Genomic DNA, 24,566 nt, shown 5'->3' with positions numbered 1-24,566 from the left:
TGGCAAAGCCGCGCTTTTCCCTCCTGCACGCGCATGGTAACACATCACAAAGACCGATTGCGCAACAGCACAGGCACCGCGCCGCCGTCCTATGATGCCCCAGTCGGCGCGCAAAACAAAAAGAATGTGACCGATGACAAATATCCCGACCCCGACGAACACACTGATCTGCCCCGCAGACGAGATATTCGACGGGCCGGCCGTGCAGGCAGAGCTAAAGACCGCCTTTGCCGCCGATGCAAATCCCGAGTCGGTGCGCAAAATTGCAGTAGACGTTCTGGTCGCCGCCCGCGAGCGCGGCAATGCGGCGATCGAGTTGGCCTTTTCCAAGCGCCCCTTTGATGCCAATCCGGTGACCCGCGCCTATGCCTATCTGACTGATTGTCTGGTGCTCACCGCGCAGGATGTGGTGATCACACGCCTCCATCCGACACCCGACGGAAGCGACGACCGCCTCGCTGTGCTTGCGGTCGGCGGGTACGGACGCGGCGAAATGGCCCCGCATTCCGATGTCGATTTGTTGTTTTTGACACCGTCCAAGATCACCCCATGGGCCGAGCAGGTGATCGAGTCGATGCTTTATATCCTGTGGGATCTGCGCCTTAAGGTCGGCCATGCCAGTCGCACGATCCGCGACTGTATCAAACTGGGCGGCGAGGATTTCACCATCCGCACGGCATTGCTCGAACACCGGTTTCTCGGCGGCGACCGTGCCTTGTCCGAGGCCTTGGACAAACGGCTCTGGAGTGATCTGTTCAACGGCACCGAACGCGAGTTCATTGAGGCGAAATTAGAAGAACGCGACAGCCGCCACGAAAAACAGGGCGGGCAACGCTATGTGGTGGAACCGAACGTCAAGGAAGGCAAAGGCGGGCTGCGCGATTTGCAATCTCTCTACTGGATCGCAAAATACCTCTACAAGGTTCAAACCACACAAGAATTGATCGATCTGGGCATGTTTCGTAAAGACGAATATGCCAAGTTTGCCGCCGCGCAGGAATTTCTTTGGGCGGTGCGCTGCCATCTGCATTTGATCGCGGATCGCCCCGCCGACCAATTGACCTTTGATGCGCAGGTCGAAGTCGCCGCACGCCTTGGTTATACCGATAAAACCGGTCGCCGCGCCGTGGAACATTTCATGCAGGATTATTTCCGCCACGCCACCGCCGTGGGCGATTTGACCCGCATTTTCCTGACCAAACTCGAAGCGGCGCATGTCAAATCCGGCCCGCTTCTGGAACGGATTTTCCGCCGTGGCCCCAAGGTCAAAGCACTATATCAGGTGATCCATAACCGGCTTGCCATTGCCGATGCAGATGTGTTTTTGGCCGATAAACTCAACATCCTGCGCCTCTTCGAAGAGGCGCTGCGCACCGGCATGTTGATCCACCCCGACGCGATGCGTCTGATCACCGCGAACCTTGGGTTAATCGACGATGCCATGCGCAACGACAAAGAAGCGCAACGGATTTTCCTCGATCTGATGATCAAACACGGCAATCCTGAGCGCTCCTTGCGCCGGATGAACGAATTGGGCGTGCTCGCGGCATTCATACCCGAATTCGAACCCATCGTCGCCATGATGCAATTTAACATGTATCACAGCTACACCGTGGACGAGCACACCATTCAAGTGATCCGCAATCTGGCACAGATCGAGCGCGGCGAGCTGATCGAAGAACTGCCTGTCGCCTCTTCGATCCTGAAACAGGGCGTGAACCGCAGGGTGCTTTATGTGGCGATGCTGCTGCACGACATCGGCAAGGGGCGCGAACAAGATCATTCGGTTCTGGGCGCGAAAATCGCCCGCAAGGTTGCGCCGCGGCTTGGTCTTGGCAAACAAGACAGCGAGACGGTCGAATGGTTGGTCCGCTATCACTTGCTGATGTCCGATATGGCGCAAAAACGCGACATCGCCGACCCGCGCACCGTGCGGGATTTTGCCAAGGCGGTGCAATCGGTCAAACGGCTGGATCTGCTGACCGTATTGACCGCCTGCGATATTCGCGGCGTCGGACCCGGCGTGTGGAACAATTGGAAGGCGTCGCTTTTGCGCGGCCTCTATCACCAAACCCGCGTTGCGCTCGAGCATGGGCTTGAGGCGCTCAACCGCGAACAACGCGGCGCCGATGCCAAAAGAAACCTGCGCGCACGTTTGCCCGATTGGCCGGAGAAGAAAATGCGCGTCGAGATCAACCGCCATTATCCGCCCTATTGGCAGGGTCTGCATGTTACCGCCCATGTGATTTTCGCCGAACTTCTTGACCAGATGGGCGATGACGAAATCCGCATTGATTTGCACCCTGACGAAGACCGCGACGCCACCCGCGCCCTGTTTGCATTGGTCGATCATCCCGGCATCTTCAGCCGCCTCGCCGGCGCTTTGGCCTTGGTCGGGGCCAATGTCGTCGATGCGCGGACTTACACCTCGAAAGACGGCTATGCCACGGCGGCTTTCTGGATTCAGGACGCCGATGGGCACCCCTTTGAGCGCGACCGCTTGCCGCGCCTGCGCCAGATGATCCACAAAACCCTATTGGGCGAAGTGGTGGCCAAGGATGCGATGAAATCGCGCGACAAGATCAAGAAGCGCGAACGCGCTTTCAACGTGCCGACCTCGATCACCTTCGACAACGAGGGATCGGAAATTTACACGATCATCGAAGTCGATACCCGCGACCGCCCCGGATTGCTGCATGACCTGACCCGCACCTTGGCCAATAACAACGTCTATATCGCCAATGCCGGCATTGCGACCTACGGCGAGCAGGTGGTCGATACCTTCTACGTCAAAGACATGTTCGGATTGAAATACCACTCCGAAGGCAAACGGGCCTTCCTTGAGAAAAAGCTGCGCGAGGCGATCGAACAGGGCGCGAAACTGGCGATCGCCTGATCCCTATACGGCCGATGCGGCCTGCCGGATGTCCCCGCCCCCACGGCATGTCGGGCCACCGCGCCCGGCACGACGGCCTTGCCTTTGCCGATGTCTGCGGCACCCCGGCCACGGCCTTCGGCGCCCGCCCCCCTGCCTTTGCCCCGAGAACATGGCCCATGGCACCGCGCAGCAGATATTCGTCATAGGCGGCGGGTGCGACGCTTGATATACCCACCCCATATGAGAGCGTCCAACGTAAGAGGCGCCAAGAGCAGCAGCCCCAAGCCGATATGGCAGGGCAAGGGTATAAGGACGCACCGCGATGAAACCCATCCGATTGATGTCGGGCTTCCTGACCGTAGGGTTCTGGACCCTTGCCAGTCGCATTCTGGGCGTCGTGCGCGAAATCATCTTGCTCAATTACATCGGCCCGGGCCCTGTGATGGACGCCTTTGTGGCCGCCTTCCGTCTGCCCAATATGTTCCGCCGTTTTTTTGCCGAAGGCGCGTTCAACTCCGCCTTTGTTCCGATGTTCTCCAAACGCCTGGAAGCCGATGACGACCCCATGGGGTTTTGCCGCGAAGCGCTCAGCGGCTTGGCCTTTATCCTGCTGATCCTCTGCGCATTGGCCTTGGTTTTCATGCCTGCGCTGGTCTGGGCCACGGCGTCGGGGTTTGCCGGATCGGAGCGCTTCGATCTGACCGTTGAATTCGGACGCGTGGTATTTCCCTATATTTTCTTTATCTCTTTGGCCGCGCTGCTGTCCGGTGTGCTGAATGCGGCGGGGCATTTCGCCGCCGCTGCTGCTGCGCCGGTGCTGCTGAACATCGGGGTGATTGCAGCGATGATGGGAGCGGCATTTCTGGACGGCCCGATCGCCACCGCGCTGGTTTGGGCCGTGCCCTTCACCGGCGCGGCGCAGCTTTGGCTGGTCTGGCGCGCCGCCGACAAGGCAGGTCTACGTGTGCGCCCGCAACGGCCCCGTTGGACCCCGCAAATGAAAAACCTGGTCATCGTTGCCGTGCCCGCCGCATTGGCTGGCGGCGTGATGCAAATCAACCTTTTGGTTGGCCAACAGGTTGCCTCGCATTTCGACAAAGCTGTGGGCTGGCTTTATGCGGCGGACCGTTTGTATCAACTGCCGCTCGGCGTGGTCGGCATTGCGGTCGGCATTGTGTTGCTGCCTGACCTGTCCCGCCGCTTGCAGGCCGGAGATGATGCAGGCGGGCGCGAGGCCTTGAGCCGCGCCGCTGAAATCTCGCTGGCGCTGACCATCCCTGCCGCCGTGGCGCTTGTGGTGATCCCGCTGCCTTTGGTGTCGGTGCTGTTTGAGCGTGGCGCAACCGGGGCCAGCGACGCCGCCGCCATGGCCACGGCCGTCGCGGTTTATGGTCTCGGCCTGCCCGCATTTGTCATGCAAAAGGTGCTGCAACCGTTGTTCTTTGCGCGCGGCGATACCAAATCGCCGTTCCGCTATGCGATGCTCTCTGTGATCGTCAACGCCGGCGTGGCCTTTGGGCTTAGCCCCTTTATTGGATGGATCGCTTGCGCTTGGGCCACAACCATCGCCGGGTGGGGCATGGTCGGATTGCTGATCCTCGGCAGCCGCGATTTTGGCGCGGTGGCGCGGTTCGATGCGCGCTATCACAAACGGATCTGGCGGATCATTGCGGCGGCGCTGATCATGGGTGGCTTGCTCTATGGGGCGCAACATATCCTGGCGCCCGCGCTCAGCATGAGCGGCATGCGCTACATTGCCTTGATCGCCTTGATCGCGGTGGGCATCGCCGGATATTTCGCCGTTGCACATATGATCGGCGCGTTGCGCCTGTCGGACGTCAAAGGCGCGATGCGCAGGCGCAAAGGATAGGCATGCCGCGTTTTCCTGCCCGCACCGGCCCCGTCGCCTTGCGCCGGAAGGCCTAGTCGCGGCGCAGTTTGGCGCGGATGCGGTGCCAGCTTCCCGGGTTGACCAAGAGCGAGATCGCAAACCCCGCGACAAAGCCCGCCAAATCGGCAACCCAATCCTTGCCACCACCGGGGAAGATTACGCTAAAAACCAGCTGAATCCCCATCAGCATCCCGATCAGGGAAAAGGCACCGCTTCGGTTTTGGCCGGTGGCCGCCAATTTGACCCACAACAGATAGGTGAACGCACCGATCAGGCCATAGACCGCCGGAAACGCCCCGATCAACACCGGGTCATTGGTCAACAGCCCAAAGGCCACGGCGCCAGCGATGGACGATCCAAAAAACACCGCGAGGGTCGGCAAAGCCCCGAATACTTCGCCCACCATCTTGCCCAGCGCCAAAAGCATCACGCTGGCAAAAGCCGCCTGTGTGAACGACCCATGCACGAAAGCATAGGTGACGAAACGGATCATATGCTCTGCTGGATATTGGTTGTTTGCCAGCATCCAGTCGAAGACATCGCCGGAAAACGCATAAGATTGCAACGCCTCCAAGCGCCATCCAACGGCCCCCGGGCCACCGGCGAGGCCCGCCGCACCAGCAGAAAAGGCAACTTCGATCCCCGCAACGATCAAGAACAGCGCCCAAACATAGGGCGGCAACGGGTTCACGGGGCTGGCATCGGGGCCGCTACGGTTGGGCTGCATGGTCTGCTCTCCTCTAGGGGCCTTTTTGCGTCGCTTGACGGGCCGTTGGGGTCTAGGTAAGCCAAGGGTCCTTATAAATCCAGATGGAGAAACATCATGACGGATGCGGTCCAAACGCAGTCCTCCGGCCCACAAGCCTTCACCCCCCGCGTGTTCTCGGGCATTCAGCCCTCCGGCGGTTTGACCCTTGGCAATTATCTCGGCGCGATCAAACGCTTTGTCGATATGCAAGATACCGGCATCGAGACGCTTTATTGCATGGTCGATCTGCACGCGATCACCGTCTGGCAAGACCCTGCCGCCCTGCGCCGTCAGACCCGCGAATTGGCCGCCGGTTATATCGCGGCGGGCCTCGATCCGGCCAAATCCCTGCTGTTCAACCAAAGCCAAGTGCCCGAACACGCGCAATTGGGTTGGATTTTCAATTGCGTGGCGCGCATGGGCTGGATGAGCCGCATGACGCAGTTCAAGGACAAGGCCGGCAAAAACCGCGAGAATGCCTCTTTGGGTCTCTTTGCCTATCCTGCCCTGATGGCGGCGGATATTCTTGTCTATCACGCGACACATGTGCCCGTGGGCGAGGATCAAAAGCAACATATCGAATTGACCCGCGACGTGGCGGCCAAATTCAATCACGATTACGGCGTCGATTTCTTTCCGATGACCGAACCCGTGATCGAGGGCGCGGCAACGCGGGTAATGAGCCTGCGTGACGGATCAAAGAAAATGTCGAAATCCGATCCCTCGCCCGCCAGTCGCATCAATATGACCGATGATGCGGACGCCATCGCCAAAAAAATCCGCAAAGCGAAAACCGATCCTGATGCCCTGCCGTCCGAAGCCCAGGGTTTGGAAGATCGTCCCGAGGCCCGCAATCTTGTGAATATTTTTGCAGGTCTCGCCGATATGAAGGTCGACCATGTTCTGGCTGATTTCGGTGGCAAGCAATTCTCGGACTTCAAGCCCGCCTTGATCGACTTGGCTGTCTCCAAACTCGCACCGATCAGCACCGAGATGGACCGCTTGATGCAACATCCCGACGAGATCGACCGCATCCTGACCAAAGGTGCCACCCGCGCCCGCCAGATCGCCGCGCCGATCCTTGCCCAAACCTATGAGATCGTTGGCATGGTCGGCCCCAAAGCCTGACACGCGCCGCGCATCACATCCGAACAGCCCCGCCAGCGCGGGGCTGTTCCCCGCTCCGCCTGCCATATCGGCCAACTTGCTCTACCGGCTGTGTTGCCTCCTCCGTTCTCGCCGGTTCGGGGCCACTCCTGTGGCGGCCGGCTGCGGCGCCCATCATTGCGGGCGCCCTTGCGCCACCGCCTGCCGCGCGGCAGTTGTCACAGGCTACAATTTTCGCTAATTTTTCACCACGGTCGTATTTTGGGCCGGTAAACAATATTTTTAAACGGCCTTTTTCGACCGCCGACCATTTTTGAAAACTTTATTTAAGGAATAAGAAATGAAACATTTTCTCTGTGCAGTCGCGCTTGCGACACTCCCGCTTTCGGCCAACGCTGCGATCATCGATCTTGACATCACGGGCACATGGACCGCTGCCGATTTCGGCACCAATCCCGTCGACGGCATTGATGATGGCAATGACGATGTTTTTGGCCTCTCGCCCTATGACGGATCGCTCACCGTATCCTTGCGCGTTGACACGACGGGGGTCGAAACCTTTGCCACTGGCGATCTGGGCGTTACCCATGATTGGTTCGGGTACCAAAGCGTCGAAGTCCTAGACATTGTAACGCTCGGAAGCGCAGTTTGGAGCGACACCGTCACCCCCGTCAGTCTGGACGGTCCGGGCAGTTCTTCAGCAATGCTTTGGACCGATACAGACATCACCTCGGGCGACCCGACGCTTCTGTCCTTCCGCATTTTCGGCGAACATGATGGCGGCACCGCCGACATGTTCTTTGGCGCGCGCACATCCACCACCATCGGATCGCAATTCCTCGTCTGGGAATACTTCGCTGGCGACGAAATCCGTTCGGACAGCTATTACGCGACCGCCGCGCCTGCGGTGCCCTTGCCCGCCGCCGCATGGGGTTTGATCTCCGGTCTGGCCGCGCTTCTCGGCCTGCGCCGCCGCCGCAAAATGGCCTAACCGCCGGCGGATCAGATCTTGTCGGGGGCCTTATGGGCCCTCGACAAACCTGCACCTTCATGTGTGATTTTGCACCAAAACCCTGCCGTTATCGCCAATTGTGCGCCATCGCTCAAGCCGCCATATCTATTGTCACATCCACAACTGACGAGCCAGACCATGACCGCCCCCATCCATCCCCAAGCCCGCATCGGCCATATCCACCTCAAAGTCTCTGACTTGGAGCGGGCCATCGATTTTTATTCCGGCGTTCTCGGCTTCGAGTTGCAGCAACGCTATGGCACACAGGCGGCATTTTTGTCTGCGGGGGGGTATCACCACCACATCGGCCTCAACACGTGGGAGAGCGCCGGCGCGGGACCGGTCCCGCGCGGTTATCCCGGCCTGTATCACACTGCGTTCCTCTATCCCGACCGCGCGCAGCTGGGCGATGCCTTACGCCGCATTCTCGATGCGGGGCTCACCTTGGACGGCGCTGCAGATCACGGCGTTTCCGAAGCGATTTACCTCTCCGACCCGGACGGCAATGGTGTTGAGTTATACTGGGACCGCGAGGAGGCCGCATGGCCCCGCGAAGCCAACGGCATGTTGCAAATGCAGAACGCGCCGCTGGACCTGCAGGCGCTTTTGAACGATGCGGCGCGCCCCGAAACACCGTAACCCTCACGGCTTTACCCCGCCCGCCCTGCGCCCTACTCTCCGCGCAGACAGCAGGAGAGACCTATGGCCACTGGCAGCAACATCCGCACCTATTTCAACGGCCAATGGCACCAAGGCGACCTACCGGTGATGAATGCCGCCGATCATGGCGCATGGCTGGGCACCACGGTGTTTGATGGTGCGCGGATGGTGGACGGGCTTACTCCCGATCTCGAGGCTCACCTTGCCCGTGTGAACCGTTCGGCCGAGGCGCTGATGATCACGCCCAGCGTGACCACCGAAGAAATGCTGGACATCACCCGCGAAGGCCTCGCCGCCTACGCCTCTGGCACGCCGGTCTATATCCGCCCGATGTATTGGGCGTTGGATGGCGACGATTTGGGCATCGTGCCGCGCCCCAATGCCACAGGCTTTGCCATATCTCTTGAAGAAATCCCGCTGGCCGCGCCAGACGCCTCCACGACCCTGACCCGCACCCGTTTCCGCCGCCCCGTGATGGAAAATGCCGTGGTCAATGCCAAGGCCGGATGCCTCTATCCGAACAACGCCCGCATGCTCGCCGAGGCGCGCCGCAAAGGTTTCGGAAATGCCTTGGTCGCGGACGCCATGGGCAACGTTGCCGAAACCGCCAGCGCCAATGTCTTTATGGTCCGGGATGGCGAGGTCTTCACCCCGATCGCCAACGGCACCTTTCTCGCGGGCATCACCCGCGCCCGCCATATCAAAAACCTGCGCGCCGATGGAATCACCGTGCATGAAACCGTCCTGAGCTTTGATGATTTCAGCGCCGCCGACGAAGTCTTCCTGTCGGGCAATATGCATAAGGTCACTCCCGTCTCTGCCTTTGATGACAAGCACTACCGCATTGGCCCGATCACCAACCGCGCCCGCGCGCTCTATTGGGATTGGGCCGCCAGCGAGCCACGCTGACCCACGCGCCAGCGCACTTAAAAACCCCTTATCCTTGCCCCCCCGCATGTATCGCCGCCACTGCTCCCGCGCGGCGAAACTTGCCGTCCTGCGCAGACCATCCATCATCTCCATTGCCCCGCCCGCGTGCCTGCGGCATGATCCGCTGCGAAGGAGACCACCCATGCGTAAATTCCTCGTCGTACTCGACGACAGCCGCGAATGCCTCAACGCCATGCGCTTTGCCGCCATGCGCGCCGCCAAGACCGGCGGCGGGGTCGAAATTCTTTCGGTGATTGCCCCCGATGAGTTCAATCATTGGATCGGCGTGTCCGATTTGATGCGCGAAGAGGCCCGCGAACGCATCGAAGTGCATTTCGAGGTCTTCGCGAAGTGGATGCGCGACAAGCAAGGCATCGATCCCGAATTGGTGATCCGCGAAGGCGAACCGGTCGGCCAGATCATCGCCCAAGTGCAAGACGACCCTGACATCGGTGTTCTGGTGCTTGGTGCCGGCACGGGGCGCAAAGGGCCCGGCCCCTTGGTCACGCAAATGACCAAAAGCGCCGGCTCCCTGCCGATCCCGATCACCATCGTGCCCGGCGATATGTCCAAGGAACGACTTGAAGCGGTGACCTGACGCCGCTGAATACCACCCCGGCCTCGGCAGCGCCCGGAACCCAACAACCCCACGTATTTCGTCAATGCGATTGGCACGCGCAATTTACGTCCATGCCTTAATCATGCTTGCATGCACCAACGCTTCCCACGCTACAATCTGCACCGGCGCGATGGCGGGATGACAGCACTGAAGCACCTCACTTAGAATCATTCTAAACCTTGACAGTATCGGCCATGGAGCGCATATCTATAGCCAACCAGAAAGGGCATGCCATGTTCATCCAAACCGAATCCACGCCAAATCCGGCCACGTTGAAATTCCTGCCCGGACAGAGCGTTTTGGAAATGGGCACCGCCGATTTCCCCGATGCCTCCGGTGCGGGCATCTCGCCTTTGGCGCAACGGCTTTTTGCCGTAGACGGCGTTTCGGGCGTGTTCTTTGGCACCGATTTCATTACTGTGACCAAGGCCGATGCAATCGATTGGGATCATATCAAACCGGCGCTTTTGGGCGCGATCATGGAGCATTTCCAATCCGGCCAACCGGTCATGGCATCGGACGCCAAAGCCTCCTCCGGCCATGCCGAACACACCGGAGAAGATGGCGAAATTGTTGGCCAGATCAAGGAACTGCTCGACACCCGCGTGCGCCCTGCGGTGGCGCAAGATGGCGGCGACATCACCTTTCACGGTTTTGAACGCGGCGTGGTCTACCTGCATATGCAAGGTGCCTGCGCCGGCTGCCCCTCTTCGACGCTGACCTTGAAAATGGGCATCGAGAACCTGCTGCGCCATTACATCCCCGAGGTTACCGAAGTGCGCCCTGTCGCTGTTTGATCGGCGCGGCATATGACTTTGATTCTCGGATTTGACACCTCGGCCGCGCATTGCGCGGCCGCTTTGCTTGACGGCGACACACTACTCGAATCTTGCGCCGAAGAGATGAGCCGTGGCCAAGCCGAGCGTCTGATGGGTCTGCTCGAAGAGCTTCTCGCCCGCCACGCAAAAACTTGGGCTGACCTCGATGCGATCGGCGTCGGCATCGGGCCGGGCAACTTCACCGGCATCCGCATTTCCGTCTCTGCCGCGCGCGGACTGGCCTTAGCTTTGCCCCACGCGCCGGCCATCGGTATCAGCACCTTCGAAGCCATCGCCGTCGATACCAACCCCTCTGACACATCAGGCAAAATTCCCGCTGTGCCCGCCCCCCGCGATCAACTTTATGTGGCGCAATCCGGCCGCACGCCAGTTCTGCTGCCACGCAGCGAAGCCGAAGGCCTTGGCCCATTGGCGCTCCCGGCTGTTGCGGCACAATTGGCCGAAAACATTGCCCGTGCGGCGGCGGTCAAACATGCAACGGGCGGCGCTTGGCCGGCACCAGCACCGCTCTATATCCGCGCTGCCGATGCCGCCCCGCCACGCGATCCGGCGCCCCATATCTTACCGTGAGCACCGATGTCTCTGCCCTCGCGGCGCTGCATAAGGCCGCTTTTGTCAACGAACGTCCCTGGCGTGCCGAAGAATTCGCATCGCTGCTTGCCTCGCCACATGTATTTGTAGCCATCATTGGCGACACAACGGCCCCGATTGCTTTTGCCCTTGGCCGCGCCGTGGCGGGCGAGGCAGAGCTGCTCACCCTGGCCTGCGCCCCGCAGCACCAAGGCCATGGGTATGGCCGCGCCGCGCTCGCCGCCTTTGAGGCCGAAGCGCGCGCCCGCGCCGCCACCGACGCCTTTCTCGAAGTGGCCGAGGACAACACCCCCGCTCTAAAGCTTTACACGCGCTCCGGGTATGCCGAAGCCGCCCGCCGCCGCGCCTATTACCACCGGCAAGGCGCGCCGGCTGCCGATGCCTGCCTCATGCGCAGGCAATTGACCCCCCAACACAGGGGTTAAATACCGCTGCCTTACGGGCAACCTGCCAGAATCCAGTTGACGCCCTTTCGCGCCTGCGGCCTAATCATCGCAGGATCGCATCAATCTGTGCGTGTGCCGGGAAGATGGGCCATGGCGACCGGGCCGCCCCTCCCCTGCCAACCGTTTTCCCCTTAGAGGGCCTGTTATGACTGGGAGAGACTCCATGACCTTTATGAAATCCTTACTGAGCGCCGCTGCGGCGACCGCGCTTTGCGCTGGTGCTGCCTTGGCAGAGCCTGCGTTGATCTTTGATCTGGGTGGCAAATTCGACAAATCCTTTAACGAAGCCGCCTTTACCGGCGCCGAACGTTGGGTCGAGGAAACCGGGGGCAGCTTTCGCGAGATCGAATTGAAATCCGAAGCGCAGCGTGAACAGGCCCTGCGCCGCTTTGCCGAAAATGGCAACAATCCGATCGTCATGACCGGTTTCGCTTTTGGCAACGTGCTGAGCGAAGTCGCCCCCGATTATCCCGACACGAAATTCACCCTGATCGATATGGTCGTCGATGCCCCGAACGTGCGCTCGGTGGTGTTTAATGAACACGAAGGATCGTATCTTGTCGGCATGATGGCGGCCAAAGCGTCGAAATCCGGCACCGTAGGGTTCATCGGCGGCATGGACATTCCTTTGATCCGCAAATTCGCCTGTGGCTATGTGCAGGGCGTCAAAGCCGTGAACCCCGATGCCACCGTGATCCAAAACATGACCGGTACCACCCCCGCCGCATGGAATGATCCGGTCAAAGGGTCGGAATTGACCAAAGCACAAATCAGCCAAGGCGCGGATGTGGTCTACGCAGCCGCAGGTGGCACCGGTGTCGGTGTTCTGCAAACCGCAGCGGATGAGGGCATTCTGTCGATCGGCGTCGACAGCAACCAAAACTATATGCACCCCGGTAAGGTTCTGACCTCGATGCTCAAGCGCGTGGACAACGCCGTCTATGATGCGATGACCGCAGGCACCGATATCGAAACCGGCATCTACGTGATGGGCGTGGCCAATGGCGGCATCGATTACGCATTGGATGAATTCAATGCCCCTCTGGTCGACGACGACATGGCCGCATTGGTCGACGGCGCCAAAGCAGAGATCAGCAACGGCACGATTACCGTTCACGACTATATGTCGGACAACACCTGCCCGGTTGAATAACCCATGAGCGGTCATACCGAATTGGAGCGGCCGACAATGGCCGCTCCGCCTACGCCCGCGATTGAACTCAAAGGCATTTCCAAATCCTTTGGGCCGGTGAAAGCCAACAAAGACATTTCGATCCGCGTGATGCCCGGCACGATCCACGGCATCATTGGCGAAAACGGCGCGGGCAAATCGACGCTGATGTCGATCCTCTACGGGTTTTATAAGGCCGACGCTGGCGAGATTTTCATTGCCGGTCGCAAAACCCGTATCCCCGACAGCCAAGCCGCCATCGCGGCGGGCATCGGCATGGTGTTCCAGCACTTTAAACTGGTTGAAAATTTCACCGTCCTCGAAAACGTGATCCTCGGTGCAGAGGACGGGCGGCTTTTGCGCCCCAGCCTCGCCAAAGCGCGACGCGAATTGCAATCTCTGGCGGCCGAATACGGCTTGGATGTCGACCCTGACGCCTTGATCGAAGACATCGGCGTCGGCATGCAGCAACGGGTCGAGATCCTCAAAGCGCTCTACCGCCATGCTGACATTTTGATCCTCGACGAACCGACCGGCGTATTGACCCCCGCCGAAGCCGATCAATTGTTCCGCATCCTCGATCGGTTGCGGTCCGAGGGTAAAACCATCATCTTGATCACCCACAAACTGCGCGAAATCATGGACATCACCGACACCGTGTCCGTCATGCGTCGCGGCGAAATGACCGCAACCGTGACCACAGCGCAAAGCTCCCCCGAAGAGTTGGCCGAATTGATGGTGGGGCGCAAAGTCTTGCTACAGATTGAAAAAGCGCCCGCCACTCCGGGAAAGAAAGTTCTTGAAATCAAAGCATTGCGCGTCATCGACGCGGATGGGATTGAACGGCTGCGTTCCATTGATCTTGACCTGCATGCGGGTGAGGTATTGGGCATCGCCGGGGTTGCAGGCAATGGCCAAACTGCATTACTCGAAGTCCTCGGCGGTATCCAATCCGCCACCGGATCGATCAAGATGAACGGCGACGCGCTCGACCTCACAGGACGTCATTCGGGCGGCCGCTCACGCCGGGCGCGCGGCATTGCCCATGTCCCCGAAGACCGCCAAAGCGAGGGGCTCATCATGGACTTCACCGCATGGGAGAACACCGTTTTCGGATATCACCGCGATCCTAAATGGGCGCGCGGCCCGCTGATGAACAACGCCGCGATCCAAACCGAAGCCAAGGCCAAGATGGAGCGCTTCGACGTGCGCCCGCCGAACCCGAAGCTGGCGGCGAAAAACTTCTCTGGCGGCAATCAACAAAAGATCGTTGTGGCCCGCGAAATCGAACAATCGCCTGACGTCCTCCTGATCGGACAACCGACGCGCGGGGTCGATATCGGCGCGATTGAATTCATTCACAATCAGATTATCGCCCTGCGCGACGCAGGCAAAGCGGTTCTCTTGGTCTCGGTCGAGCTTGATGAAATCATGGCACTTTCCGACCGGATCGCTGTCATGTGTGACGGGCAAATCATGGGGCAAGGCCCCGCCGCAAGCGCCGACCACATTGGTTTGGGCTGTCTTATGGCGGGGATGGGCGGCGCCGACACGCAGCAAATGCAAGGCTGGCATATCTCGGCCGCCGCCAAGGCCGACCCCGCCCAAGAGCCCGCTCAAGCCGCAGGGAGCCACTAGATGCAAAAAATGCCTCAATGGGCCGATGTGATTCTCGTGCCGCTGATCTCGTTGATCCTCGCGGGTGCGCTCTCGGCCCTCGTCATTCTGGCCATCGGCGAAAGCCCCTATGAAGCCGTCAAAATCATGGTTCAGGGGGCCTTTGGCACGACCAATGGGTGGGGTTATACGCTGTATTACGCCACCAGTTTTATCTTCACCGGCCTTGCGGTCGCGGTCGCCTTTCATGCGGCGATGTTCAACATCGGCGGCGAAGGTCAGGCGATGATCGGCGGGCTTGGCGCGGCGCTTGTTTGCCTCTTTGTGCCCTTTCCACATTGGACATTTGCCTTGCTCGGCGGATTTGGTGCGGCGATGCTATTTGGCGCGGCATGGGCGTTTATTCCCGCGTATCTTCAAGCCAAACGTGGCAGTCACATCGTCATCACCACGATCATGTTCAATTTCATTGCGGCTGCGGTGCTCAACTATCTTCTCGTAAACGTCTTGCGCCCCACGGGCGGCATGGACCCCGCCACCGCCAAGTTCCCCGAACCCACGCATTTGCCGACGCTGCACGATATGCTTTTGCCCCTTGGCATCCAGTTTTCCAAATCCGCCCCTGCGAATGTGTCGTTGATCATGGCACTGCTGGCCTGTGTCTTTGTCTGGTTGCTAATCTGGCGCACCCGTCTGGGGTATGAAATCCGCGCCTTGGGTCATTCGGAAAGCGGCGCGATCTATGCCGGTATTTCTGCACCGAAAGTGGCGATTATCTCTATGCTCATTTCTGGTGCGCTTGCCGGCGGCATGGCCATCAACAATGTCATGGGAGAGGCCGAACGCCTTGTGATGAATTCGGTCGAGGGCGCAGGATTTATCGGTATCGCCGTGGCGCTCATGGGGCGCAATCATCCCTTTGGCGTGCTGCTCGCCGCGATCCTGTTCGGGTTCCTCTACCAAGGCGGCGCAGAGCTCGCCCTATGGACCAGTATCCCGTCAGAGCTCATCGTCGTGATCCAGGCTCTTGTGATCCTCTTCACCGGCGCGCTCGATAATATGGTCCGTATGCCGTTGGAACGGTTGTTCCTGTCCTTGCGGCGAACGGAGCCATAATATGGGGGAGTATCTGCCACAACTGCTTCACGCTTGGTCGATCCAATGGGCCGGAATCATGTCCCCCGGCCCCGGCGTGATGTTGATCCTTTCCGTCGCCACCACAAGCGGACGCGGCGCGGCATTGCTCACGGCGCTTGGCATCGGATTGGCCGCAATCCTATTGGCGCTTGCCACGGTCTTGGGTCTTGCCGCACTGCTCGCAAAAACCGCGATTTTGATGACCGCCGTGAAATTCATCGGCGCGGGCTACCTGCTTTGGATGGCCTATAGTGCATTCCGAAAAGCCGCGAACCCGCCGCAGATGGTCACCGCATCACAAATCCCCGCTCCCAGCCGGGCGCGCCTATTGCTGGCCGGTTTCACGATGCAGATCTCCAATCCCAAAGCGATCCTGTTTTGGGTCGCCATCGCCGCAGTGGGCGGTATCGCGGGCGCGCCTTTGCCGATTATGGCGCTGTTCATTGCAGGGGCCTTTGTCAATTCACTTTTGGGCCACGTGATTTGGGCCGTTCTGTTATCATCGTCACCAATCCGCGCCGGATATGCCCGCGCGCGCCGCCCTATCGAGGCGGCCCTCGGGATATTCTTCCTCGGCTTTGCAGCCAAACTTGCGACCACAAAGGTATGATGAGATGGATTTTTTAACCCTTCTGCAAGTGCTCGACAGCACCATCCGCCTTGCCACGCCCTTGCTTTTGACCTGCCTCGCGGGGCTGTTCTCTGAGCGCGCAGGGATTTTCGATATCGGACTTGAGGGCAAAATGCTCGCGGCCGCGTTTTTCTCGGCCGCCATGGCCTTTATGACGGGTTCTGTCTGGCTCGGGCTGCTGGCAGGGATCGCCGCATCAATGGCGCTTTCGGCGTTGCATGGTCTTGCCTCGATCACCTTTCGCGGCAATCAGTTGATCTCCGGCGTGGCGATCAACTTTCTCGCCTCCGGTCTGACTGTGTTGATCGCCCAGGCATGGTTCCATCAAGGCGGCCGCACGCCCTCGCTGATCGGCGGAGCACGATTCGAACAGATCACCCTCCCCTTTGCCCTCGGCCCCATGGATGCCGAGGCGGCGGGCCTGCCGCTGTCCAAGCTGATTGCTCAGGCAGGACCGCTGCAACAAATCTATTCCGAAGTGATCTCTGGACAGACCATCCTCGTCTATTTCGCGCTGCTTTGCGTGCCCGCGACCTCCTGGCTTTTGTATCGCACCCGCTTTGGCCTGCGGCTGCGTGCGGTGGGCGAGAACCCCGCCGCCGTCGACACCGCCGGTGTTTCGGTGGTTGGTATCCGGTTTGCAGCCGTGGCCATTTGCGGGGTGCTCTGCGGGCTTGCTGGCGCCTATCTTGCGACAGCATTGCAAGCGGGGTTTGTCAGAGAAATGAGCGCCGGACGCGGATACATCGCCTTGGCCGCGCTGATTTTTGCGAAATGGCGGCCATGGTATGCTTTGGGCGCGACCTTGCTGTTTGGTCTGCTACAGGCCGTCGCTTTGCGGTTCCAAAGCATCGACATCGCGGGCATTCCGGTGCCGGTTCAATTCATGGATGCCCTACCCTATATCCTGACGGTGGTGATCCTCGCCGGATTTGTCGGCAAGGCGATCCCGCCCCGCGCCGGCGGCGAACCCTATGTGAAGGAGCGTTAGGGTCATCCCGAACGCCGCGTCGGCATCCTTCCATTCGCGCGCGGAGGCATAGTTTTTTCATACCGCGCGGCGCGCACCAATTGCTTTTTGCTGCAACGCCGCGTTAGGAGTGCACATGCAAGTCTACCTGCCCATTGCGGAAGTCTCGGTCAATATGTTCCTGCTCTTGGGGTTGGGCGGGCTTGTCGGCGTTCTGTCGGGCATGTTCGGTGTCGGCGGTGGCTTCCTGATCACGCCGCTGTTGTTTTTCGTGGGCATCTCGCCTGCTGTGGCGGTGGCCACCTCCGCAAACCAGATCGTCGCGTCGTCCTTCTCCGCCCTGCTCGCGCATCTACGGCGCAAAACGGTAGATCTGCGCATGGGAACGGTTCTTTTGATCGGCGGTTTGATCGGATCAGGCTTTGGCGTGATGCTGTTCAACTACCTCAAAGCGCTCGGCCAAGTCGATTTGATGGTCAACCTGTGCTATGTTGTCTTTCTCGGCATCGTCGGGACTTTGATGCTTGTCGAAAGCCTGCGCGCCATGCGCCGCAATAAAATCAACGCCCCCAAACCCCGTCGCCAAAGAGGCTGGGTAAGCACTTTGCCATTCAAAATGCGCTTTCGCACCTCGGGGCTCTATATTTCGGTGATCCCGCCGGTTCTGGTCGGGCTGTTTGTTGGCGTTCTGTCGGCCATCATGGGCGTCGGAGGCGGGTTTATCATGGTCCCCGCGATGATCTATCTGCTTGGCATGCCGACCAAAGTCGTGATCGGCACCTCGCTTTACCAAATTCTTTTCGTCACAGCATTCACCACGCTGCTACACGCAACAACCAACCAAACGGTCGACATCGCTTTGGCGGTTCTGCTCATCCTTGGCGGCGTCATTGGCGCCCAATTCGGCACCAGCATTGGGGCAAAAATGCGCCCCGAATCCTTGCGGGTTCTGCTCGCTGCCTTGGTGCTTCTGGTCTGTGCCAAACTGGGATTGGAACTACTCCTGCCGCCCAGTGAAATCTTCTCCGTGGCACCGGCAGGCGCGCAATGATCGCCCCCCGGCTGGTGCTTGTTGCCGCGCTGATAGGGCTGTGCGCCCCTATGCCCCCTGCGCAGGCGCAAGAAGACATCGTTCTTGGCCTGTCTCAGGAATCAATATCGATCACGGCGGATTTCTCCGGCTCAGACTTGTTGATTTTCGGCGCAATAAAGCGCGAAACCCCGATCCCCGCAGCCCCTCTCGAAGTGGTGATCACCGTGGCGGGGCCGCTCACGCCACTGGTCGTGCGCCGCAAAGAGCGCCGCTATGGCATCTGGATCAACACCGAATCCGAAGTGATCGATGCCGCACCATCGTTCTATGCCATTGCCACCTCTGCCCCCTTGGAAACTGTGATTTCGGCCAAAGACGATCTGCGGGAGCGCATTTCCATTCCGCGTGCGGTGCGGGCCTATACAGCACGATTACTCAACCCCCGCGGCAAGGATTTCGCCGATGCGGTGATCCGCATCCGCACCGCTGAAGGCGCGTTCAAATTGCTTGATGGCGCGGTCGACGTCACTGAAAACACCCTCTTCAACACCGCAATTTCCCTTCCGGCGAACCTCACCGAAGGCACCTATAACGTGCGAATTTTCCTTGCCCGCCAGGGCGAAGTCATCACCAGCCACGAGACCGATATCGTTGTAAGAAAAGTCGGGTTGGAGCAATTCTTATTCAACCTGTCGCACCGCCAGCCCTTGGTTTACGGGCTGTTGTCTTTGGCTCTGGCGATTCTGGCCGGTTGGGGGGCCTCGGCTCTGTTCCGCTTGATTCGCGAACGTTAACCCCCGGCATGCGGAATAGCCGGGGCCGTGATCGCCACTGAGAAGTCCTCTTTGACCACATCTGCAATATCCATCGTCAACGGCGCGGCCTCAAGGTTTCTGCAATACTCCCCTTTAAAAATGCGATGCGCGCATTGCCGATGCCCCTCTGCCCGCAGGCAGCATTCAACGCCCGCCCATCCAGAGATTGCGTTTTGGTCAAACCCGTTGCCGTATACCTGGTCGTTGTATCGCGGGTAGATCCGCCCGCGCGCCCTATATGTGCCGAAACCTTTTCATTGCGGATAAGCCGCTCGCCCAGTGGCGGTTTACCCGCATCGCCGAAATGCTGCATGGGCAGCCAAAAGCCCCCGTTACATTCAAACCGAAAACCACTCGGAACGGGTCAGATCGTCAATCCTAATCAACGTGTCGAACATGCCAGCATTGATGAGCAAAACATCCAATTGCCCAAGATCTTTGTCAAAATCCGCAAGCTGCGCTTCACTGGTCACATCGGTCGTCCATCACTATGGCAATGCGGCGGCCAGTATAGACAAAGCCTCCTTCCACCGCGCCAACGCCGCTGCTGGGCACCGGTGGTCGGATCGGTTTTCAAGCGCCGGCCTATGTTTCCATTTCCAAGGTCAGCGCCGCCGGGGCCGCCGCCAAATCCTCAACTGTCAGCGCATGCGAAGGCTTTGCCAAACGATTGCGCACCACCCATAGCAACCGCGTTTGCGCGCGGGTGATCGCCACATAGGCCAAGCGCTTCCACAAAGGTTGCCCGGCCTCCACACGGCCCATTTTCGCGGCCACGTAGAGATCCGGCGCGAAGACTTGCACATCCTCCCACTGGCTACCCTGCGCCTTGTGGATCGTTACAGCCGCACCGTGCAAAAACGTCGCCCCCATACGTGCAGCGAAGGGGATAAACGGTTCTTCTTCGTCGGGTTTTTCGATCTTGACGATTGAGGCTGCCGAGAGCCTCGGATCTTCTGCACCCATCACATGCAGTTTAGAAAACCCCGGTTTGCGCCCCTCGCCCAAATACACCACCTGTGCGCCTTTGATCAGCCCGCGCGCCTCCAGATCAAGGCGTTTCTTGCGATGCTTGAGCGGCAATTCGATCCCATCGCATATCAACGGCTCCCCCGCCAAAAGCGCATCCTCGGGCGCGCCATGAACGGCACGGAAGGCGTTGATCAACCGGATTCGCGTCGCATTGCGCCACACCAGAACCGGGCTGCGCGCCATCAAATCAACTTCGACACGGCTGGCCCAGACGATGCGGTCATCCTGCTTTGCTTTTTCTTCGATCATTCGCTCGAAATGATGAAATTCAAGCGCCGGATCGGCCAAAGCATGCGCCAAATCCAAAATCGGATTATCCGCTTCCTGCCGGTGAATCCGGCTCAACTCCAATTTTGCAGGAGCCGGTAAAGTGTCAAAGACCATCGAGCCGGATTGCCCCACCGGTGCAAGCTGTGCGGGATCACCGAACAGCACCAGCGTCGGAAAAATTTCTTTAAGGTCGTTGAATTGTTTCTCGTCAAGCATCGAGCTTTCATCGACAAACCCGATATCCAACCCTTCTTCACGTCGCTTCCATCCGGTGATGAAATCCGACCCGCGCAATCCCGCCGCCGCCATCGCACCGGGAATGGATTTATTGCTTTGATAAAAGGCAAAGGCGCGATCCAGAGCGATGTCGGTCAGCCCGTCAATTTCAGGCCGCTCGCCATTCCCCGCCAGCCATTCGGCGATACGCTCGTATTCGGGATCATAAACCGGCGTATACAGAATACGGTGGATCGTGGTCGCCGGCACACCGCGCATCCGCAATACGCTGGCGGCTTTGTTGGTCGGCGCGAGAATTGCAAGACTGCGCCGGTCACGGGTCTTGCGGCTTTCGAAATCGCCGGACACGAGTTGCACGCCCGCGTCATCCATCGCGCGGTAAAGCTCCGCGAGCAAAAGAGTTTTCCCTGACCCCGCCTTACCGATCACGGCCAATACCTGCCCCGCGCCACCGGTATGTGGCGCGGTCAGCTGCCCATTTTCCAAATCAACGCCAGTGTTGCGCAGCGCCCCGGCGACGCTATCAAAAGCCTCCGCCTGGTCGTGGGAAAATGTAACGCGCAGCGTGGGGGCATCTTGTGACATGGGTCGAGGATAAATCACCCCGCCGCCAAGGGCCAGAGACCATCCTCAAGATGCTATCCCATATACGTATTTTATCAGGATTGTTTTTGTGGTGATCAGCCGGTTTGGGCCAGACTTGGCGAAGAGCTGCGCCCAAACGCCCGCTCGAACCACAACCGCGAGAGCTGCGGCGATATCCCGGCACGCTGCGCAATCCGGGCCTGAGCATCCGGGGTAAACTCCCACAGGCCAACGGAAATTTTCTCACGCCCGGTTCCTTCAGATCCCAGTATGTCGGGGGAGGAACCAATCATCCGGTAAATCCGCACCATCCGTGCATCGAACACGCCGGCGTAGTGCTTGACGCCAAATCCGGTCATGACCTCGCCACCCGCCAGCATCAAAGCAGCTGCCGTATTCGGATCCGTCTCGCGTGCTAGACAGAACCGCGTGCATTCCCAAATCAACGGGCTTTCAATATGCACACCATCGGCCAGATGGCTGAAATGGTCGTTGACCATCACCGGTCCCGTAGTTGGCAAAAGCCGCATCGACCCGCCGTGGCTGCCATCGGCCTTTTCCCAAATCACATAAAGCGGGTTGAGCGCATCGTATTCATCACGCTCCTCGCCATTTTCATCCACCGTGACCTCCCACCCGAGTCGGGTTTTAAATTGGTCGGCACGGTCCAAAAACATCGAGCGCGCCAATTTTGGGTAGGAGTGCAGCTCGTTTGCATAGAGATAGCGAATCATGTGGTAGCCCCTTTTTTCCGATAAGAACAAAAGGAGAATAGCGACCAATAGTTAATGTTGCCCCACCAGCGCGCGCAGGGGTAACAGCCCATACCATATTGCTTATAAATATAGCTGCGGCCTGCAAAAATCCATTGGAATTCCGAAAAGATTAATCCAAGCTAAACAACAATCAAGCCCCGCGACAAAGCTCGGGCGACCGCGTGAGTCGTGTTCATCGCGCCCAATTTGAAACGCGCCGCTTCAATATAGACCCGTAGCGTATGTTCGGAAATCGATAGGGTATCAGCCACCTGTGCGCGGCTGTATCCAATCGCCAAAAGCGTCATCGCATCCACCTCACGCGGAGACAACGGCTGTGCCGGTTCCGGCGCACGCTCGGGTTCGAAATCCAATGCCTTCTGGTTGAAGTAATGCGCAATCAGAATCAAATCACGGCGATTGGATTCTGTGAATCTTGCCCATGTCGCATCATCGCAATTGTGCGAGACGGTAAACAAGGCGAATTGCCCGTTAGGTCCACGAATGGGTACCGAGTAGCCCTGATTGCCGACCCCATTTGCAATGGCATCGGCTTGAAAAGCGCGGGCGGCTTTGCTGCTCCAGTCCAATCGCTTCCAATCCACCGGATGAAAGCGTTGGTAGCAACCGACCACCACGGGATCGACGCGCAAGTAATCTTTATCGAGGTAATGTTGGACCCATTCCGGATCATAGGTGCCGCAGCCGTATTGCTCTCCGTTGCTGCTCACCCAGTGATAGACCAAATGATCTACTTTGAAGACATCGCGAAGGGCTTCGCTGATGCCTTGCATATTCTCAAGCTCGGAGGCCTGCTCGAGCTCCTCCAATATAGCTTCCAATCGCTGTTGCCTCGTTGCAGGCATGTTGACGCGGCCCCTTTCCATGCGACGCGAGCTCTGCGGCGGCGACCAGCGTGGCGTCATCCAGCTGTTCGGCCAAGGCTGTCAAACCGTTGCCAGAGGCAAATGTTTTCAAGTCAGAGAGTACGTCCAGTATCCAGTCATTCTGCATGGTGAATCTCGCCCGTAAGTAGTTAACGAAAGGTTAACATTATCGTAACACGGGAACTAAAATTGCGAAATTCGCATAATTCCACTCCCCAAAAATAGTGAGGCCCGAAATCCTAAGGTGTTGTTTTACAAAAAATCACCTGCAGAATTTAGAAGACCTGCGAACCGAAACGACGATTCGCAGGCCTAGAATGACCCCGACGGGTTAAAGACAGGGTTAATCTCTACTGGAACGGGCTTACTTACCCGCTTCGAGCACATCCTCAACAGTGCGCAGTCCGGTTTTCGGCGCCTGAACCAGCACGGCCATGTTGCCCGGCTTATGCTCGTTGCGCAGCATCTTCATATGCGCAGTGGGGATCTCATCCCACGGGAAGACTTCGGACATGCATGGATCAATGCGACGCTCTACCATCAAACGGTTGGCAGATGCGGCTTGCTTGAGGTGGGCAAAGTGAGACCCTTGCAACCGCTTCTGGTGCATCCACATATAGCGCACGTCAAATGTGCAGTTGAAGCCGGACGTGCCGGCGCAAATCACAACCATGCCGCCTTTTTTGCACACAAGCGTCGAGACCGGGAAGGTGGCCTCGCCGGGGTGTTCGAACACGATGTCGACATTGTTGCCCTTGCCGGTAATGTCCCAGATGGCTTTGCCGAATTTACGCGCCTCGGTGAACCATTCGTTATATTCGGGGGTGTTGACCGTGGGCAATTGGCCCCAGCATTTGAAATCCTTGCGGTTGATCACGCCCTTGGCGCCAAGCCCCATCACAAACTCGCGCTTGTCTTCGTCCGAAATCACACCGATGGCGTTGCCGCCCGCCGCGTTGATCAACTGGATCGCAAACGATCCAAGACCACCCGAGGCGCCCCAAACCAGCACGTTCTGTCCCGGCTTCAATTCATGCGGATGGTGACCAAACAACATGCGGTAAGCCGTCGCCAGAGTCAGCGTGTAGCACGCGCTTTCTTCCCAAGTGAGATGCTTGGGGCGCGGCAGCAATTGCTGCGCCTGCACGCGGGTGAACTGCGCAAAGGATCCATCGTTGGTTTCGTAGCCCCAAATGCGCTGTGTCGGAGAGAACATCGGATCGCCGCCGTTACACTCTTCGTCGTCACCGTCATCTTGGTTACAATGGATGACGACCTCGTCGCCGACCTTCCATGTTTTCACCTTGTCGCCCACCGCCCAGACAATGCCAGACGCGTCGGAGCCAGCAATGTGATAGGGCTGTTTATGACCATCAAACGGCGAGATCGGCACACCGAGGCCGGCCCAAACACCGTTATAGTTGACGCCAGCCGCCATCACGAGAACCAGAACCTCGTGGCTGTCGACCTGCCAAGTGTCGACCACTTCGACCTCAAAGGACTTATCCGGATCACCGTGGCGTTCCCGGCGGATCGCCCATGCGTACATCTGTTTTGGCACATGGCCGAGAGGCGGCATTTCACCGATCTCATAAAGGTCTTTTTTAGGTGCGTCATATTGCGCGAAATCAGCCATAGTAGCCTCCTGTTCCTGTCACCATGCCGCGATGCAGAATCGCGGCCCGTCGCGGATAGAGATATTAAC

General features: G+C 58.9%; 23 protein-coding genes. 17 read left to right on the top strand and 6 right to left on the bottom strand.

What is annotated here, in order from left to right:
* The first annotated feature begins 133 nt into the window (after window positions 1-133).
* The gene (locus DI396_RS07170) at window positions 134-2,896 is read left to right on the top strand and encodes a [protein-PII] uridylyltransferase (protein WP_110795516.1); all 2,763 of its coding nucleotides are present in this window, start codon (window positions 134-136) and stop codon (window positions 2,894-2,896) included.
* Window positions 2,897-3,200: 304 nt separating this feature from the next.
* Complete coding sequence (murJ, locus tag DI396_RS07165) at window positions 3,201-4,748, top strand: murein biosynthesis integral membrane protein MurJ (RefSeq protein ID WP_110795515.1); 1,548 nt, start codon at window positions 3,201-3,203, stop codon at window positions 4,746-4,748.
* A gap of 52 nt (window positions 4,749-4,800) precedes the next feature.
* On the opposite strand, the gene DI396_RS07160 is transcribed toward murJ, so the two are convergent.
* A complete protein-coding gene (locus tag DI396_RS07160; protein ID WP_110795514.1) occupies window positions 4,801-5,496 on the bottom strand; it encodes a rhomboid family intramembrane serine protease in 696 nt (231 codons plus the stop codon).
* A 96-nt stretch (window positions 5,497-5,592) separates the two neighbouring features.
* On the opposite strand from DI396_RS07160, the gene trpS reads away from it, so the two are divergent.
* The 15 genes from trpS (at window position 5,593) to DI396_RS07085 (ending at window position 19,074) form a co-directional block, all read left to right on the top strand.
* Entirely contained in the window at window positions 5,593-6,645 is a 1,053-nt protein-coding gene (trpS, locus tag DI396_RS07155; protein WP_110795513.1) for a tryptophan--tRNA ligase, read from the top strand.
* A gap of 319 nt (window positions 6,646-6,964) precedes the next feature.
* On the top strand, window positions 6,965-7,615 hold the full coding sequence (locus DI396_RS07150; protein ID WP_110795512.1) for a hypothetical protein: 651 nt from the start codon (window positions 6,965-6,967) through the stop codon (window positions 7,613-7,615).
* A 159-nt stretch (window positions 7,616-7,774) separates the two neighbouring features.
* Window positions 7,775-8,275 (top strand): VOC family protein, encoded by a 501-nt coding sequence (locus DI396_RS07145; protein WP_110795511.1) that lies wholly within the window; start codon window positions 7,775-7,777, stop codon window positions 8,273-8,275.
* A gap of 63 nt (window positions 8,276-8,338) precedes the next feature.
* Window positions 8,339-9,205 (top strand): branched-chain amino acid aminotransferase, encoded by an 867-nt coding sequence (locus DI396_RS07140; protein WP_110795510.1) that lies wholly within the window; start codon window positions 8,339-8,341, stop codon window positions 9,203-9,205.
* A 163-nt stretch (window positions 9,206-9,368) separates the two neighbouring features.
* The gene (locus DI396_RS07135) at window positions 9,369-9,824 is read left to right on the top strand and encodes a universal stress protein (protein ID WP_110795509.1); all 456 of its coding nucleotides are present in this window, start codon (window positions 9,369-9,371) and stop codon (window positions 9,822-9,824) included.
* Window positions 9,825-10,078: 254 nt separating this feature from the next.
* Window positions 10,079-10,642 carry a NifU family protein gene (locus tag DI396_RS07130; RefSeq protein WP_110795508.1) on the top strand — a complete coding sequence of 188 codons (564 nt, stop codon included), beginning with the start codon at window positions 10,079-10,081 and terminating at the stop codon, window positions 10,640-10,642.
* Between the two features lie 12 nt (window positions 10,643-10,654).
* Window positions 10,655-11,254 carry a tRNA (adenosine(37)-N6)-threonylcarbamoyltransferase complex dimerization subunit type 1 TsaB gene (gene tsaB / locus DI396_RS07125; RefSeq protein ID WP_110795507.1) on the top strand — a complete coding sequence of 200 codons (600 nt, stop codon included), beginning with the start codon at window positions 10,655-10,657 and terminating at the stop codon, window positions 11,252-11,254.
* On the top strand, window positions 11,251-11,700 hold the full coding sequence (rimI, locus tag DI396_RS07120; RefSeq protein ID WP_110795506.1) for a ribosomal protein S18-alanine N-acetyltransferase: 450 nt from the start codon (window positions 11,251-11,253) through the stop codon (window positions 11,698-11,700). The genes tsaB and rimI overlap by 4 nt, the downstream gene beginning before the upstream one ends.
* Window positions 11,701-11,884: 184 nt before the next feature.
* Window positions 11,885-12,874 carry a BMP family lipoprotein gene (locus DI396_RS07115; protein ID WP_110795505.1) on the top strand — a complete coding sequence of 330 codons (990 nt, stop codon included), beginning with the start codon at window positions 11,885-11,887 and terminating at the stop codon, window positions 12,872-12,874.
* Window positions 12,875-12,877: 3 nt separating this feature from the next.
* Window positions 12,878-14,530 carry an ABC transporter ATP-binding protein gene (locus DI396_RS07110; RefSeq protein ID WP_110795504.1) on the top strand — a complete coding sequence of 551 codons (1,653 nt, stop codon included), beginning with the start codon at window positions 12,878-12,880 and terminating at the stop codon, window positions 14,528-14,530.
* Complete coding sequence (locus DI396_RS07105) at window positions 14,531-15,625, top strand: ABC transporter permease (protein ID WP_110795503.1); 1,095 nt, start codon at window positions 14,531-14,533, stop codon at window positions 15,623-15,625.
* Window position 15,626: 1 nt separating this feature from the next.
* Window positions 15,627-16,256, top strand: a complete 630-nt coding sequence (locus tag DI396_RS07100; protein WP_110795502.1) for a LysE family translocator — start codon at window positions 15,627-15,629, stop codon at window positions 16,254-16,256.
* A 4-nt stretch (window positions 16,257-16,260) separates the two neighbouring features.
* The gene (locus tag DI396_RS07095; RefSeq protein ID WP_110795501.1) at window positions 16,261-17,268 is read left to right on the top strand and encodes an ABC transporter permease; all 1,008 of its coding nucleotides are present in this window, start codon (window positions 16,261-16,263) and stop codon (window positions 17,266-17,268) included.
* Between the two features lie 115 nt (window positions 17,269-17,383).
* Window positions 17,384-18,298: a sulfite exporter TauE/SafE family protein gene (locus DI396_RS07090; protein WP_110795500.1), complete on the top strand. Its 915-nt coding sequence runs from the start codon at window positions 17,384-17,386 to the stop codon at window positions 18,296-18,298.
* Window positions 18,295-19,074, top strand: a complete 780-nt coding sequence (locus tag DI396_RS07085) for a TIGR02186 family protein (protein WP_110795499.1) — start codon at window positions 18,295-18,297, stop codon at window positions 19,072-19,074. The genes DI396_RS07090 and DI396_RS07085 overlap by 4 nt, the downstream gene beginning before the upstream one ends.
* Window positions 19,075-19,433: 359 nt before the next feature.
* Here the strand turns inward: DI396_RS07085 and DI396_RS16845 are convergent, their stop codons facing one another.
* The 5 genes from DI396_RS16845 to ccrA all read right to left on the bottom strand — a co-directional run bounded on the left by DI396_RS16845 (window position 19,434) and on the right by ccrA (window position 24,497).
* The gene (locus DI396_RS16845) at window positions 19,434-19,568 is read right to left on the bottom strand and encodes a hypothetical protein (protein ID WP_268876836.1); all 135 of its coding nucleotides are present in this window, start codon (window positions 19,566-19,568) and stop codon (window positions 19,434-19,436) included.
* A gap of 112 nt (window positions 19,569-19,680) precedes the next feature.
* Entirely contained in the window at window positions 19,681-21,219 is a 1,539-nt protein-coding gene (locus tag DI396_RS07075) for an AAA family ATPase (protein WP_110795497.1), read from the bottom strand.
* Window positions 21,220-21,314: 95 nt separating this feature from the next.
* Window positions 21,315-21,953 (bottom strand): acyl-homoserine-lactone synthase, encoded by a 639-nt coding sequence (locus DI396_RS07070; protein ID WP_110795496.1) that lies wholly within the window; start codon window positions 21,951-21,953, stop codon window positions 21,315-21,317.
* A 161-nt stretch (window positions 21,954-22,114) separates the two neighbouring features.
* Window positions 22,115-22,840: a helix-turn-helix transcriptional regulator gene (locus DI396_RS07065; protein WP_110795495.1), complete on the bottom strand. Its 726-nt coding sequence runs from the start codon at window positions 22,838-22,840 to the stop codon at window positions 22,115-22,117.
* 385 nt (window positions 22,841-23,225) lie between these two features.
* Window positions 23,226-24,497 carry a crotonyl-CoA carboxylase/reductase gene (ccrA, locus tag DI396_RS07055; RefSeq protein WP_110795493.1) on the bottom strand — a complete coding sequence of 424 codons (1,272 nt, stop codon included), beginning with the start codon at window positions 24,495-24,497 and terminating at the stop codon, window positions 23,226-23,228.
* Window positions 24,498-24,566: the final 69 nt, after the last annotated feature.

Origin of the sequence: Litorivita pollutaquae, assembly GCF_003205515.1 — a bacterium.
Lineage (GTDB): Bacteria > Pseudomonadota > Alphaproteobacteria > Rhodobacterales > Rhodobacteraceae > Litorivita > Litorivita pollutaquae.
The sequence above is the reverse complement of the archived record's forward strand: the minus strand, read 5'-3'. Positions and strand labels throughout refer to the sequence as shown.